Genomic DNA, 14,301 nt, shown 5'->3' with positions numbered 1-14,301 from the left:
AGAGCGCCGGTCCGCCCCAAGCCGTCCCTGCGGGTGCCCGACCGGGACTGCTCGCGATCAGCGAGGCAATACTGGGCGAGGGGCTCACATCCATTTCAGGCCATCAGGCCGATGGTCTTGCGAAAACGTGACAGCGCCGCGGCGAACAGCGCGCTGCCGATGGCGGCGACCGCGAGCAGCTGCGGCCAGACGACTTCGAGCCCGGCACCGCGATAGAGGATGGCCTGGCCGGCGGCGACGAAGTGGGTCGTCGGCGCGGCCTCCATGACCCACTGAACCAGCGCCGGCATGCTCTCGCGCGGCGTGACACCGCCGGACAGCATCTGCAGCGGCAGCAGCACGAGGACCAGCAGCATGCCGAACTGCGGCATGGAGCGCGCGAGCGTCGCGAGAAAGATGCCCATCGACGTCGTCGCGAACAGGTGCAGCGCCGCGGCCAGGCCGAACAGTGCCACCGAGCCCTGCACCGGCACATGCAACGCGCCCTGCACGACCAGGGCCAGCGAGGCCATGGCCGCGACGAGCACGACCAGCCCCATGGACCAGACCTTGGCCAGCATGATCTCGGCAGGCGTGACCGGCATGACGAGCAGGTGCTCCACCGTGCCGTGCTCGCGCTCGCGGATCAGCGCGGCCCCGGTCAGGATGATGGACAGCATGGTCACGTTGTTGATGATCTCCATCAGCGAGCCGAACCAGGCGTGCTCGAGGTTGGGGTTGAAGCGCATGCGTAGCGCCAGCTCCACCGGCATGGCCGTGGTGCCGGCCTGGCGCTGCACGAAGGCATTGACCTCGCCGGCGACGATCTGTTGGATGTAGCCGCCGCCGGTGAAGGCCTGGCTCATGCGCGTCGCGTCGACGTTGAGCTGCAGCGCCGGCTGGCGGCCCGCCAGCACGTCGCGCTGGAAACCGGGCGGGATGACGAGCACGAAGGTGTAGTCGCCGCGGTCCATGCCGGCGTCAATGTCGCGCGCCGCGATCAGGTCGGGGCTTCGGAACTGCGGCGGATAGAAGCTGGATGCCAGCCGCGCGGACAGCGGCGACGCGTCCTCGTCGACGATGGCGATGGCCGCGTGGCGCAGGCTCTCGGGCATGGCGGTCGCGGCGACGTAGATGGAGATGCTGAAGGTATAGGCGATCAGCACCAGCATCATGGGGTCGCGCCACAGGCTCCACAGCTCCTTGATGCCGAGGCGGTAGACATGGGCGAGGTTGAGGCGGGGCATGGTTGTCAGACGCTCCGCTGTAGTTGCGGTGGGGCGATGGCAAGGTCCATGCCGGGACGAAATCCCGGTATGGGCCCGGCCAGAAAGACAAAGCAACGAAGCAGCATCACCTCTCCTGCTTCCTCAACAGCAGCATCGCAGTCCCCAGAATGACCGGCACAGCAACGGCCAATGGCCAGAGGCTCGACCACAAGTCGGGCAAGGCCAGCGCCTTGCTGAACACGCCCCGGCTGATCGTCAGGAAGTGCGCCGCCGGATAGACGCGGCCGATCAGCAAGCCCACCCCTTCCAGCGACGACACCGGGTCGATCAGCCCCGCGAACTGCACGCAGGGAATCAGCGTGCCGATCATCGTGACGAACAGCGCGGCGATCTGGCTGCGCGTAAAGGTCGAGGCCAGCAGGCCCAGCCCCGTCGCCGCGACGACGTAGAGCAGCGCGGCCACCGACAGCGCCATCAGGCTGCCCTTCAACGGCACGCCGAACACTGTCACCGCAAGCACCACGAGCAGGAAGAAGTTCAGCATCGCCAGCAGCACGTAGGGCAGCTGCTTGCCGAGCAGGAACTCGCTGCGCCGCACCGGCGTCACATAGAGATTGAGGATGGAGCCCAGCTCCTTCTCGCGCACCACGGACAGCGCCGTCAGCATGGCCGGGATCATCATCAGCAACATCGGGATGACGGCCGGCACCATGGCCGGCAGACTCTTCACGTCGGGGTTGTAGCGATAGCGCAGCTCCACATGGCTGGGCGCGGCCAGCGTGACGCCGAAGCGCTCGCGCGCCATCTCCACGAGCCAGAGCTGGTGCATGGCCTGCACATAGCCGCGCGAGGTCTCGCCGCGCGTGGGCATCGCGCCGTCCACCCAGACGCCGATCTGCGCCGAATGGCCACGGGCCACGTCGCGCGCGAAGCCGTGCGGAATCTCGATGGCCATCGCCAGCTCGCCGGCCCGCATGCGGCGGTCCAGCTCGGCGTGGTCGTGCAGCGGCGGCTGCTCCAGAAAATAGCGCGAGCCCGCCAGACGCTGGGCATAGCTCTGGCTCAGGCCGGTCTGGTCCTGGTCCAGCACAGCGAAGCGCAGGTTCTCCACGTCCAGGCTGATGCCGTAGCCGATGATGAACATCAGCAATGCCGTTCCCAGCAGTGCCAGCGTCGCGCGCACCGGGTCGCGCCGCAGCTCCAGCGCCTCGCGCAGGCTGTAGCTCCAGGCACGGGCCGGGCTGAAGCGGCGGCGCGGCGGCGCCGGCGCGGCCACCGCGGGCGCCGCGTCGGCCGCGTCAGCCGCAGGGGCCTCGCCAGTGGCCTCCTGCAGATAGGCGATGAAGGCTTGTTCCAGGCTGACCGCGCCACGGCCGGCCTGGATGGCGGCTGGCGTGTCGCTGACCAGCACGCGGCCGGCGTGCATCAGCGAGATGCGGTCGCAGCGCAGCGCCTCGTTCATGAAATGCGTGGAAATGAAGATCGTCACGCCATCGCGCCGTGCCAACTCGACCATCAGCTGCCAGAACATGTCGCGCGCCACCGGGTCCACGCCGGAGGTCGGCTCGTCGAGGATGAGCAGCTCCGGGCTGTGCACCATGGCCACGGCCAGCGACAGGCGCTGGCGCATGCCCAGCGGCAGCGCCTCGGGCATGCTGTGCTGTTGATCCTCCAGCCCGAAGCGCTGCAGCATCTCGTCGACGCGCGCCCCCAGTCGTGCCGCCGGCACCTCGAACAGCCGGGCGTGCAGCACGAGGTTCTGGCGCACGCTCAGCTCGGCGTAGAGCGAGAAGGCCTGCGTCATGTAGCCCACGCGCCGGCGGGTCTGCAGGTCGCGCGGGTCCACCTCGCGGCCGAACAGCCAGGCCTGGCCCTCGCTGGCGCTGAGCAGGCCGGTCAGCATCTTCATCGTGGTCGACTTGCCGCAGCCGTTGGAGCCGAGAAAGCCGAAGATCTCGCCGCGGCGGATGCGGAAGTCGACATGGTCGACCGCCGTGAAGTCGCCGAAGCGCATCGTCAGCCCGCGCGCCTCGATGGCGATCTGGTCCTCGGCCTCGGCGGCCAGCGGCGGCACGACGACCTCGCGGTGGCCGCGCCGCCGCTCCTCCGGCAGCAGCGCGATGAAGGCCCGCTCCAGAGAGGCCTGCGCGCCGCGCAGCTCGGCCGGGCTGCCGGTGGCCAGCACGCGCCCGGCGTCCATGGCCACCAGCCAGTCAAAAGCCTCGGCCTCCTCCATGTAGGCCGTCGCGACGATGACGCTCATGCCGGGCCGCTGCGCGCGGATGCGCGCGATGAGCTGCCAGAACTGCGCGCGCGACAGCGGGTCCACGCCGGTGGTGGGCTCGTCGAGGATGAGCAGGTCGGGGTCGTGGATCAGCGCGCAGCACAGACCCAGCTTCTGCTTCATGCCGCCCGAGAGCTTGCCCGCCGGCCGCGCGAGGAAGGGCAGCAGGCCGGTGCTGCCGCAGAGCTCGTCGATGCGCCGGCGACGCTCGGCCGCGCCGTGGCCGAACAGACGGCCGAAGAACTGCAGGTTCTCCTCGACCGACAGCGTCGGGTAGAGGTTGCGGCCCAGGCCTTGCGGCATGTAGGCGATGCGCGGGCACACGAACTCGCGGTGGGCACGCGAGGCCATGTCGCCCCCCAGCACCTCCAGCTGCCCCTGCTGTAGCGCACGCGCACCGGCAATCAGCGACAGCAGGCTGGACTTGCCGACGCCATCGGGCCCGATCAGGCCCAGCATGCGGCCGGCCGGCAGATCCAGCGTCACGTCTGCCAGCGCCTGCGTGTCGCCATAGCGCAGGCTCAGACCCTGCAGGCGGGCGATCGGCATCAGTCGATCACCTTGGCGAGCGAAGCCGGCCAGGGCTGCTGCGCATCCAGCCTCACCCAGGCCACGCCGGGCAGGCCGGTCTTGACCTGCTCGGCGTGCTTCCTCAGCAGCTCGGGCGCGATCTGGGCGCGCACGCGGAACATCAGCTTCTGGCGCTCGCTGGCGGTCTCGACCGTCTTGGGCGTGAACTGCGCCGTGCTGGCCACGAAGGACACCTTGGCCGGGATGACCAGGCCGGGCGCGGCGTCCAGCACCAGGCGCACCTCGCTGCCCAGCGCCAGCCGGCCGGCCACGGCCTCGGGCACGAAGAAGCTCATGTAGACGTCGCTGAGGTCGACGAGGTTGAGCACCTTGCCGCCGGCGCCTAGCACCTCGCCGGCTTCGGCGATGCGGTATTGAACGCGGCCGGCGCGCGGCGCCGTCAGCACGGCGTCATCGAGGTCGGCCTTGACGCGATCCACCGTCGCACCGCCGGCCTTGACCGTGGCCTGCATGCCGGTGGCCTGGGTGCGTGCAGCCTCGATGGCGGCCGTCGCCGCAGCCACCTGGGCCTGGGCCGCCGCCAGCGCCGCCTCGACGCTGCGCACGCGGGCCCGGTCATCGTCCAGCTCCTGCTCGGACGATGCGCCCTCCTCGGCCAGCGCCTGCGAGCGCGACAGGCGCCGGCGCGCGGCATCCAGCTCAGCCTCGCGCTGCGCGACGACGGCCTGGGCCGCGCGGCGGTCGCTCTCGCGCACGGCCACCTGCGCCTGGGCGCTGTCGACCCCGGACTCGGCCTGCCGCAGCCGCGCTTGGGCCTCAGCGTACTGGGCCTCCAGGCTCTGTACCTGCAGGCGTGCCAGCGGCTGGCCGGCGGCGACGAAGTCGCCCTCACCGGCCATGACGGCCTGCAGCCGGCCCGGCAGCTTGGTGGCGATGTCGATTTCGGTGGCCTCGATGCGACCGTTGCCCTGCATGAAGGCCTCACCCGGTCCCTGCGGGCGCAGTCGCGTCCAGCCCCAGCCGGCCAGCGCCAGCACGGCCAGGCCCACCGCGGCGGGCAACAGGGTCTTCTTGAGGAACGGGGCAGTCATGGGCGGGCTCCCTGGGGGGCGGGTTCTGGGGTCGTGAGGTCGCCACCGCCGAGGGCGGCATAGAGGCCGGCCTGGCTGGCCAGAAGCGCGCGCCGGGCCTGCACCTGCTGCTGCTCGGCGGCGAGCAGGTCGCGCTGGGCGTCCAGCACTTCGAGGAAGGCGGCGGCGCCGGTGTCGTAGCGGCGCAGTGCAAGGCGGGCGCGCTCGGCCTGAGTGGCCAGCGTCTGGCCGGCGATGTCCAGCTGCTCGGCGTAGCGCTGGCGCGCAGACAGCGCGTCGTTGACGTCCCGCAGCGCGCCCTGCACGGCACGCTCGTAGGCCAGCACTGCCTGCTGGCGGCGGGCCTGCTGCACGGCCAGGGCCTGCTCGCGGCGGCCACCGTCCAGCAGCGGCAGCGCCACGTCGGGCGTCACGCTCCAGGCGCTGCTGCCGGCCTTCAGCAGACCGGAAAGCTCGGCGCTGGCGCTGCCAAACGCAGCCGTCAGGCCGATGCGCGGCAGGTAGGCGGCGCGGGCCGCCTTCACGTTGGCGTCGGCCGCGCGCAGTTGGTGCTCGGCGGCGACGAGGTCGGGCCGCCGGCGCAGCAGCTCGGCCGGCAGGCCGGCACGCAGCGGCGCCAGCTCGGTGAGGCGGGGTTCGCCGGCCGCGGGCGCGCCGCCGGTCAGCAGCGTCAACGCCTGCCACTGCGCCTCGCGCTGCTGCTGCAGCTGCGACACCAGCGCCGCGGCCTGCGTTTGCAGCAGCCGCACCTGGGTCAGCGCGAGCCGCGAGGTGGCGCCCACCTCGACACGGCGCGTGAAGATGCGCAGCGTCTCCTCGCGGCTGTCCAGCGCGCGGCGCGCCAGGCGCAGGCGCTCGTCCAGCTCGGCGAGCTGCAGCCAGGTCTGCGCAACCTGGTGCACCAGGGACAGCGTCAGCGCCTGCGCGGCGGCATCGCTGGCCAGCCAGGCCTGGCGGGCGGCCGTGTCGAGGCTGGCCAGCCGACCCCACAGGTCCAGCTCCCAGCTGGTCAGGCCCAGGCCGAGCTGGAAGTCGTTGCCCATCAGCGGGCGGCGGGTGAGATTCAGGTCGGCCGGCACACGGGTGCGCTGGCCCTGCGCATCCAGCACGATCTGCGGCGCGCGCTGGCTGGCCTGCAGACCGGCCAGGGCACGGGCCTCGTCCAGCCGGGCCAGTGCCAGCGCGCGGTCACGGTTGTGCGTGAGCGCCTGCTCGATCTGGGCCTGCAGGGCCGGGTCGGCGAAGTAGTCGCGCCAGGCGGGCGGTGCGGCGGCGGGGTCGCCGGCGTCCGTCGCGAAACGCGCGGGCAGGCCGGCATCGGCAGCGGGTTGCGGCGCCAGTGGCGCGCAGCCCGCGAGCAGCATCGCCAGGCTGGCGGCGGGAACAGTCAATCGCATCGGGTCATCCCAGGATGTGCAGGCCACCATCGACGTAGAGCACATTGCCCGTCAGCGCACGGCCAAGCGGGCTGACCAGGTGGCGGCACAGCGCGCCGACCTCGGCGATGTCCACCAGCCGGCGCAGCGGCGCGCGCTCGCGCGAGCGGGCCATCAACTCGTCGAAGCCCGGCAGCCCCGATGCCGCCCGCGTGGCCATCGGCCCCGGCGACACCGCGTTGACGCTGATGCCGAGCGGGCCCAGCTCGGCAGCCAGGTAGCGCACGCTCGATTCCAGCGCGGCCTTGACCGGACCCATCAGCCCGTAGTTGTCGACCACCTCTTCGGCGCCGAGGTAGCTCATCGTGACGATGCTGCCGCCGTCGCTCATCAGCGGCTCGGCCAGCCGCGCCATGCGCAGCAACGAGTGGCAGGACACATCCATGGCCCGCGCGAAGCCGGCGGCGCTGCTGTCGACGACACGCCCCTGCAGGTCGGCTCGCGGCGCGAAGGCAATGGAGTGGACGAGGAAGTCCAGCCCGCCCCATCGGCGCCCGATCGCATCGAAGACCGCTTCCAGCTGACCCGGCTGCTCGACGTCCAGCGGCAACCTCAGCGGCGCGCCGACCTGCTCGGCCAGCGGCTCGACGAAGAGCCGGGCCTTGTCGTTCAGCCAGGTCAGGGCCAGCTCGGCGCCGGCCTCGTGGCAGGCCCGGGCGCAGCCCCAGGCGATGCTGTGCTCGTTGGCGACGCCGACGACGAGGCCGCGCAGGCCTTGCAGTTCACCGGTCATGTCATCGCTCCAGCACGTAGGTGCCCGGCGCGTCGCCGAGCACCGGAGCGGCCTTGGCGCCCAGGCGCGGCGGCTTCACGCGCGGCCCACCGCGGCCGGCAAGCCAGTCGATCCAGGCTGGCCACCAGGAGCCCTCGGTGACGGGCGTGCGCTCGAACCAGTCCTGCGGCGCGACATAGGGCTGGCCCGGCGCGGCCGTCGCCGCGCGGTAGTGGCGGTGGCCTTGCCCCGGCGGGCTGACGATGCCGGCGTTGTGGCCGCCGCTGGTCAGCACGAAGCGGATCTCGGCCGGGCAGAGGTGGTGCAGCTTGTAGACCGAGCGCCAGGGCGCGACGTGGTCGGTCTCGGTGCCGACGATAAACATCGGCATTTGCAGGTCGCTCAGCGCGACAGCACGGCCGCCGGCGAGGTAGCGGCCCTCGGCCAGGTCGTTGTGGAGGAAGAGCTGGCGCAAGTAGTCGCCATGCATGCGCGCCGGCATTCGGGTGGCGTCGGCATTCCAGGCCATCAGCGCATTCAGCGCCGGGCGCTCGCCCAGCAGGTACTCCTGCACCAGACGCGACCACAGCAGGTCATAGGAGCGCAGCATCTGGAAAGCGCCAGCCATCTGGTCGGCGCGAAGATAGCCGCGCTGCTGCATCTGCGCCTCCAGCAGGCTGAGCTGGCTCTCGTCGATGAACAGGCCCAGCTCGCCGGGCTCGCTGAAATCGGTCTGCGCGGCGAACAGCGTCAGCGATGCGAAGCGCTCGTCCCCATCGCGCGCCATCGCGGCAGCGGCGATGCTCAGCAACGTGCCACCCAGGCAATAGCCCACGCCGTGCACAGGCCGCCCCGGCACGACGGCGTTGACGGCGCGCAGCGCGTCGGCGATGCCCAGCTGCAGGTAGTCGTCCATGCCCAGCTCGCGCTGTTCGGCACCGGGGTTCTTCCACGAGATCGCGAACACCGTGTGGCCCTGCTGCACGAGGTGCTCGATCAGCGAGCTGCCGGGCGCCAGGTCGAGGATGTAGTACTTCATGATCCAGGCCGGCACGACAAGCAGGGGCTCGGCGTGGACGGTCGGTGTCTGCGGCGCGTACTGGATCAGCTCCATCAACGCGTTGCGCCAGACCACCTTGCCGGCCGTCGTGGCGAGGTTGCGGCCGACGGCGAACTCCTCGGTGCCGGCCGGCGGCGCGCTGGTCGCCAGGCGCTGCACGTCATCCACCCAGTCCCGCGCGCCGCGCAGAAAATTCATGCCGCCCTCGGTGGCCGTGCGGCGCAGCACCTCGGGATTGGTCCAGGGCAGGTTGGCGGGCGAGGCCATGTCCAGCCACTGGCGGGTCCAGAAGCCCATCAGCTCGCCGTGGTGCCGGTCCACACCCCAGACGCCGCGCGTGGCCTCGGCCCACCAGGCCTCCTGCATCACGAAGGCCTGCTGCATCACGTTGAAGGGCCAGTGCTGCCAGTCGGGGCCCGCGAAGCGGCGGTCGGGCAGCGGCGGCCGGGGCGGGTCGGCGCTCTGCCAGCTGTCGCGCGCATAGGCCACCAGCTCGGCGGCCTGCTGCTGGGCCAGCGCAGCCAGCTCGAGCCGCCGCCCCGGTGACAGGCTCAGGTGCGCCGCCCAGTCGGCCAGCGCCAGGGCCGGCGACACCACGGAAAGCGAACGCGTCCAGCGCGCCAGCATGGCGTGGAAATGCTGGTCCAGCCGCTGGCTTGGGCTGTCGATCTCGGGGCTGCTCATCGGTCCTCCCAGGGGCGCTGTGCGGAGCCCTACGGCCCGCTCTCCGAGCAATGTAGGCAGCCACGCGCAACGGCAACTTGACTGACGTCAAGCTAACGACTGGCCGGTCGGTATCTACTGGACGTCATCAAGGAGACATCGACATGGACGCACAGATGGCCGCGCCGGTCCGGCGCGAAGGCCCGCGTCTGCGCCTGCCGCCGGCCGTGCGCAGCCAGCAGATCCTGGACGCCGCCCTGACCGTGTTCACCGAGCACGGCTACGCCGCCGCGCGCATGGACGACATCGCCCTGCGCAGCGGCCTGTCCAAGGGCGGGCTGTACGCGCACTTCGCGAGCAAGGACGAGGTCTTCGAGGCACTGCTGTCGCGCGTGCTAGTGCCCCCCGAGCTGGGCGAGCCGCCGGCGGCCGAACTGGGCGCCGGCGTGCTGGTGGACTGGCTGCTGGACGCACTCGATGCCGGCTTCGGCCGGCCGGAGCTGCGCGCCGTGCTGCGATTGCTGGTGGCTGAGGCCGAGCGCGTGCCAGCCATGGTGACGCGCTGGCGCGGCGTGGTCATCGAGCCTTTCCTCGCCGCCGTGAGCGCGCTGCTGGCCCGCCATCTCGGCGATCAGCGGCCAGACGCTGCGACACCGCTGCTGGCCCGCGAACCCTGGCTGGCGCTGTCACCGGCCGTGCATGCGCTGCTGATGCAACTGGTGCTGCCCGAGCAGCTGCTCTACCCGCCGGAACGCGTCCGTCAGGCTCACCGCGAGCTGCTGCTGATGCTGATGCTGATGGCCCACGACTGAAAGCACGTGACCCACGGATACGGGCCTAGCGCCGGGGCCGCCCCAAGACGGCCCGCCAGGGCGATGTGCCGGCGGCTCGATGCCGCCAGCATCGCCCCCCCCTCGGGGGGGCCGTGTCAGTCAGGCCGTGCCGCCCACGGTCAGGCCATCGATGCGCAACGTCGGCTGGCCCACGCCCACCGGCACGCTCTGGCCTTCCTTGCCGCAGACGCCGACACCGGTATCCAGCTTCATGTCGTTGCCGATCATGCTGACGCGGGTCAGCGCGTCCGGACCGTTGCCGATGATGGTGGCGCCCTTGACGGGGTACTGGATCTTGCCGTTCTCGACCCAGTAGGCCTCACTGGCCGAGAACACGAACTTGCCGCTCGTGATGTCGACCTGGCCGCCGCCGAAGTTGGTGGCGTACAGGCCCTTCTTGATCGACGCGACGATCTCCTGCGGGTCGTCCTGGCCGCCCAGCATGTAGGTGTTGGTCATGCGCGGCATCGGCAGGTGGGCATAGCTCTCGCGGCGGCCGTTGCCGGTGGGGGCCGTCTTCATCAGGCGCGCGTTCATCGCGTCCTGGATGTAGCCCTTCAGGATGCCGTCCTCGATGAGCACGTTGCGCTGGCTGGCACAGCCCTCGTCGTCGATGTTCAGCGAGCCTCGGCGGTCGGGGATGGTGCCGTCATCCAGCACCGTGACGCCCTTGGCGGCCACGCGCTGGCCGATACGGCCGGAGAAGGTGCTCGACCCCTTGCGGTTGAAGTCACCCTCGAGCCCGTGGCCGACGGCCTCGTGCAGCAGCACGCCGGGCCAGCCCGGGCCGACGACGACGGTCATCTCGCCGGCGGGTGCCGGGCGGCTGTCCAGGTTGGTCAGCGCAGCGTGCACGGCGTGCTCGACATAGCTGGCGATCATGTCGTCGGTGAAATACGCCAACCCGAAGCGACCGCCGCCGCCGCCCGAGCCCACCTCGCGGCGGCCGTTGCTTTCGGCAATGACGGTGATGGACAGCCGCACGAGCGGTCGCACGTCGGCCGCCAGCGTGCCGTCGGCGCGGGCGATCAGCACCACCTCGTGCTCGGCGGCCAGCCCGGCCATGACCTGCACGATGCGCGGGTCCTTGGCGCGGGCCATTTTTTCGGCGCGCTCCAGCAGCGCCACCTTGGCCGCGCTGTCGAGGCTGGCGATGGGGTCGGTGACGCCGTAGAGCTCGCGGCTGCCGGCCACGCGGCCCTGGCCGGGTACCTTCACCTTCTTGCTCTGCCCTGCCGCGGCGATGGTGCGCACGGTGCGGGCGGCATCCAGCAGCGAGTCCAGCGAGATGTCGTCCGAGTAGGCGAATGCCGTCTTCTCGCCGGCCACGGCGCGAACGCCCACGCCCTGGTCGATGCTGAACGAGCCGCTCTTGACGATGCCCTCCTCCAGGCTCCAGCCCTCGGCGCGGGTGGTCTGGAAGTACAGGTCGGCATCGTCGACCCGGTGGTCGGTGATGAGCCGCAACGCCTGCGTGAGCGAGGCCTCGGTCAGGCCGAAGGGCTCCAGCAGTTGCGAGCGGGCGGTGGCCAGGCGGGCCAGGGTGGGTTCGACGGCGATCATTCGTGGATTCTAGGAAGTACCGCGTCAGAACTTGCAAGACATGGGAATGCTTGCTTACGCCTGAGCGGTCGGCGGCGGCTGCAGCATCGTCGTTGTGGGTGGGCCTCGTCACCCAACCCACCAAGGAGCCCTCGATGAAGCACTCGCACAAGACCCTGATTGCCCTGCTGTCTTTGGCCAGCGCCGGCGCCTTCGCGCAAACGCCTGGCACCAACACGCCACGCGTCGACCAGCGTGAGGCGAACCAGCAGGCGCGCATCGCCAGTGGCGCCGCCAATGGCAGCCTGACGCCACATGAGACGCAGCGCCTCGAAAAGGAGCAGGCCCGCATCGACAACGCCGAGGCCAAGGCGAAGGCGGACGGCACGGTGACGGCGCAGGAACGTCGCCGCCTGCACGTCATGCAGGACGGTGCCAGCCGCGACATCCACCGCAAGCGCAACAATAACCGCGCTGCTGGCACGCCCGGCTGATACCGCTGCTAACAACTCGATCCCTGGACGCGAGGGTCTAGGGATGTCGCTGGCGCCGACCGAGGCACAGCATGCAGCGCTCCGCACCAACCTGGAGCGCGCCATGAAAAAGCTGCTGCTCGCCACGCTGGCCCTGGCCGGCACGGGTCCCGCCCTGGCCTACACCCTGGTCGGCCAGGGCTACACCGAACCGGTCTTCCTGACCGCTCCGTCCGGCGATGCCTCGCGGCTGTTCATCGTCGAGAAGGGCGGCGTCATCAAGATGCAGTCCGGCGGCAAGGTCACGCCCTGGCTGGACATTTCCGCCCAGGTCAACACCGACAGCGAACGCGGCCTGCTGGGCCTGGCCTTCGACCCGAACTACGCCACCAACGGTCGCTTCTACGTTGACTACATCGACAAGACGACGCTCGCCACCGTCGTTGCCAGCTATACGGCCACGAGCCAAGGTGTCGACAAGGCCAGCGCACGGACGATCCTGACCGTGCCCCAGACGGGTGGGTTCAGCAACCACAAGGCCGGCTGGATCGGCTTCAGCCCCAAGGACCCGGGCCAGCTCTACATCGCCACGGGCGACGGCGGCAGCGTCAACGACCCGAACAACAACGCGCAGAACCTGTCCAGCAACCTCGGCAAGCTGCTGCGCATCACCCCGGGCACCGACGGCGGCTACACGGTGCCGGCGGACAACCCCTTCGTCGGCGCGGCTGGCAATGACGAGATCTGGGCCTACGGCCTTCGCAACCCCTACCGCAACAGCTTCGACCGCACGACAGGCGACCTGTGGATCGGCGACGTGGGCCAGGGCCAACGCGAGGAGATCGACTTCGCGTCCGCGGCATCGGGCCTCGGCCGCGGCGCCAACTACGGCTGGCGCCTGCGAGAGGGCACGATCGCCACGCCGGGCGTCGGCGGCGCCAGACCTCCCGGCGCCGTGGACCCGATCTACGACTACGGCCACACCGTCGGGCAGTCCGTGATCGGCGGCTATGTCTACCGCGGTGGCGCGGACGCCAACCTGGAGGGCAAGTACGTCTTCGGGGACTACGTGAGCGGCAGCATCTGGGCGCTCAGTGGCGGCAGCGTCACCGCGCTGGATTCACCGCTAAACAACACCAGCGGGCTGAGCAGCTTCGGCGAAGGCGGCACCGGCGCGCTGTACGCCATCGACATCCACGGCAACATCTACCTGCTCGCCGCTGCGGTGCCCGAGCCGGCACCGGCCGCGTTGTTGGCGGTGGGTCTGATGGCCTACAGCCTCATTCGTCGCCGCCGCGCTTGAGCTGCAGCCCCGCGTCGTAGAGCCGGTTGCGCGGCGCGCCGGTGATCTGCGCGGCCAGCGCCACGGCCTGCTTCAGCGGCAGTTCGGTCGCCAGCAGCGCCAGCACGCGCAGCGTCTCGGCCGGCAGGTCGTCATCCGCCACCGCCTGTGGCGCCTGGGCGTGCAGCACGAGCACGAACTCGCCGCGCTGACGCTGGGCGTCGGCCGCCAGCCACGCCGGCAGTGAGGCTGCGTCGGCGGTGGTCACGCTTTCGAACTGCTTGGTCAGCTCGCGGCAGACGGTCACACGGCGGGCCGGCGCCAGCTCGGCCAGCAGCGCGACCAGCTCCGTGATGCGGTGCGGCGCCTCGAAGACAACCTGGCTCTGGCCCTCGACGGCCAGCACCGTCTGCAGCGCCGAGCGGCGCTCGCCGGCCTTCGTCGGCAGGAAGCCGGCGAAGGCGAAGCTCGTTGCGACCGTGTCGCCGGCCACGCTGAGCGCCGTCACGGCGCTGCTGGGCCCTGGCAGCGGCAGCACGCGGTAGCCGGCGGACACGACCTCGCGTACCAGCACCGCGCCGGGGTCGGAAATCGCCGGCGTGCCGGCATCCGACGCGTAGGCGACGCGCTCGCCGGCGGCCAGCCGCGCCAGCACCGCGGCGCTGGCCTCGCGCTCGTTGTGCTGGTGCAGCGCGATCAGCGGCTTGTGCAGGCCCAGGTGGCGCAGCAGCGCGCCGCCCTGGCGGGTGTCCTCGCAGGCCAGCGCGTCAACGAGGCCCAGCGTATGGATGGCCCGCAGCGACAGGTCGGCCAGGTTGCCGATGGGCGTGGCGACGACATAGAGCGTGGCGGTCGGATACTGCTGGCCACCGGCTGCGGCCTGGGCGGCCTGGCGGAGCAGGGAAGCGTCGATGTTCAACTGGGGCTCTCGATCAAAAACGGCCGCCAAGGCCTCGGGCGATGCCGCCAAGGACGCGGCGCTGGCGCATTTTCAGCGCGCGGGCCTGCGCCTGCTGGAGCGCAATTATCGAGTCGCCGCCGGCGCCAGCCGCCGCGCCGGCCGGGTGGGCGACGCCGCCACCTTGCCGCTTCGACGTGGAACCATCGACGGCGCTGAACTCACCTGGTTACAAGGGGCTTTCGACGCGGGGTAACACTGCGCTGAACACACCCGCGTTCAACGCGG

General features: G+C 70.9%; 11 protein-coding genes and 1 pseudogene. 4 read left to right on the top strand and 8 right to left on the bottom strand.

The window, feature by feature from the left end:
- Positions 1–95: 95 nt before the first annotated feature.
- The 6 genes from LXT13_RS22275 to LXT13_RS22250 form a co-directional block, all read right to left on the bottom strand.
- Positions 96–1,226 (bottom strand): ABC transporter permease, encoded by a 1,131-nt coding sequence (locus tag LXT13_RS22275; RefSeq protein ID WP_233374507.1) that lies wholly within the window; start codon positions 1,224–1,226, stop codon positions 96–98.
- Positions 1,227–1,332: 106 nt separating this feature from the next.
- Positions 1,333–4,041: a ribosome-associated ATPase/putative transporter RbbA gene (gene rbbA, locus LXT13_RS22270; RefSeq protein ID WP_233374506.1), complete on the bottom strand. Its 2,709-nt coding sequence runs from the start codon at positions 4,039–4,041 to the stop codon at positions 1,333–1,335.
- On the bottom strand, positions 4,041–5,114 hold the full coding sequence (locus LXT13_RS22265) for an HlyD family secretion protein (RefSeq protein ID WP_233374505.1): 1,074 nt from the start codon (positions 5,112–5,114) through the stop codon (positions 4,041–4,043). Before LXT13_RS22265 ends, rbbA begins: the two co-directional genes overlap by 1 nt.
- The gene (locus LXT13_RS22260) at positions 5,111–6,511 is read right to left on the bottom strand and encodes an efflux transporter outer membrane subunit (RefSeq protein WP_233374504.1); all 1,401 of its coding nucleotides are present in this window, start codon (positions 6,509–6,511) and stop codon (positions 5,111–5,113) included. Before LXT13_RS22260 ends, LXT13_RS22265 begins: the two co-directional genes overlap by 4 nt.
- Positions 6,512–6,515: 4 nt before the next feature.
- The gene (gene fabI / locus LXT13_RS22255; protein ID WP_233374503.1) at positions 6,516–7,283 is read right to left on the bottom strand and encodes an enoyl-ACP reductase FabI; all 768 of its coding nucleotides are present in this window, start codon (positions 7,281–7,283) and stop codon (positions 6,516–6,518) included.
- 1 nt (position 7,284) lies between these two features.
- Complete coding sequence (locus LXT13_RS22250) at positions 7,285–9,006, bottom strand: PHA/PHB synthase family protein (protein WP_233374502.1); 1,722 nt, start codon at positions 9,004–9,006, stop codon at positions 7,285–7,287.
- Between the two features lie 143 nt (positions 9,007–9,149).
- Here LXT13_RS22250 and LXT13_RS22245 point away from each other — a divergent pair, with 143 nt between their 5' ends.
- A complete protein-coding gene (locus LXT13_RS22245; protein WP_233374501.1) occupies positions 9,150–9,797 on the top strand; it encodes a TetR/AcrR family transcriptional regulator in 648 nt (215 codons plus the stop codon).
- Positions 9,798–9,917: 120 nt separating this feature from the next.
- Here LXT13_RS22245 and tldD read toward each other — a convergent pair whose 3' ends face one another.
- A complete protein-coding gene (tldD, locus tag LXT13_RS22240; protein WP_233374500.1) occupies positions 9,918–11,381 on the bottom strand; it encodes a metalloprotease TldD in 1,464 nt (487 codons plus the stop codon).
- A 134-nt stretch (positions 11,382–11,515) separates the two neighbouring features.
- On the opposite strand from tldD, the gene LXT13_RS22235 reads away from it, so the two are divergent.
- Complete coding sequence (locus tag LXT13_RS22235; protein ID WP_233374499.1) at positions 11,516–11,854, top strand: hypothetical protein; 339 nt, start codon at positions 11,516–11,518, stop codon at positions 11,852–11,854.
- Between the two features lie 103 nt (positions 11,855–11,957).
- Positions 11,958–13,136: a PQQ-dependent sugar dehydrogenase gene (locus LXT13_RS22230; RefSeq protein ID WP_233374498.1), complete on the top strand. Its 1,179-nt coding sequence runs from the start codon at positions 11,958–11,960 to the stop codon at positions 13,134–13,136.
- Here the strand turns inward: LXT13_RS22230 and rsmI are convergent.
- The gene (rsmI, locus tag LXT13_RS22225) at positions 13,114–14,034 is read right to left on the bottom strand and encodes a 16S rRNA (cytidine(1402)-2'-O)-methyltransferase (RefSeq protein WP_233374497.1); all 921 of its coding nucleotides are present in this window, start codon (positions 14,032–14,034) and stop codon (positions 13,114–13,116) included. The two genes, LXT13_RS22230 and rsmI, sit on opposite strands and share 23 nt — an antisense overlap.
- Between rsmI and LXT13_RS29010 the strand changes: the two are divergent.
- Positions 14,027–14,269, top strand: a pseudogene (locus LXT13_RS29010) (PDDEXK family nuclease). The gene rsmI and the pseudogene LXT13_RS29010 overlap by 8 nt on opposite strands.
- The last annotated feature ends 32 nt before the right edge of the window (positions 14,270–14,301 follow it).

This window comes from Pelomonas cellulosilytica (assembly GCF_021353265.1).
GTDB lineage: Bacteria > Pseudomonadota > Gammaproteobacteria > Burkholderiales > Burkholderiaceae_C > Pelomonas > Pelomonas cellulosilytica.
This window is presented reverse-complemented; position numbering and strand designations above follow the sequence as displayed.

Coding starts and splice junctions, on each gene's coding strand:
- LXT13_RS22275 (WP_233374507.1), bottom strand. CDS start 1,226: ATGCCCCGCCTCAACCTCGCCCATGTCTACCGCCTCGGCATCAAGGAG.
- rbbA (WP_233374506.1), bottom strand. CDS start 4,041: ATGCCGATCGCCCGCCTGCAGGGTCTGAGCCTGCGCTATGGCGACACG.
- LXT13_RS22265 (WP_233374505.1), bottom strand. CDS start 5,114: ATGACTGCCCCGTTCCTCAAGAAGACCCTGTTGCCCGCCGCGGTGGGC.
- LXT13_RS22260 (WP_233374504.1), bottom strand. CDS start 6,511: ATGCGATTGACTGTTCCCGCCGCCAGCCTGGCGATGCTGCTCGCGGGC.
- fabI (WP_233374503.1), bottom strand. CDS start 7,283: ATGACCGGTGAACTGCAAGGCCTGCGCGGCCTCGTCGTCGGCGTCGCC.
- LXT13_RS22250 (WP_233374502.1), bottom strand. CDS start 9,006: ATGAGCAGCCCCGAGATCGACAGCCCAAGCCAGCGGCTGGACCAGCAT.
- LXT13_RS22245 (WP_233374501.1), top strand. CDS start 9,150: ATGGACGCACAGATGGCCGCGCCGGTCCGGCGCGAAGGCCCGCGTCTG.
- tldD (WP_233374500.1), bottom strand. CDS start 11,381: ATGATCGCCGTCGAACCCACCCTGGCCCGCCTGGCCACCGCCCGCTCG.
- LXT13_RS22235 (WP_233374499.1), top strand. CDS start 11,516: ATGAAGCACTCGCACAAGACCCTGATTGCCCTGCTGTCTTTGGCCAGC.
- LXT13_RS22230 (WP_233374498.1), top strand. CDS start 11,958: ATGAAAAAGCTGCTGCTCGCCACGCTGGCCCTGGCCGGCACGGGTCCC.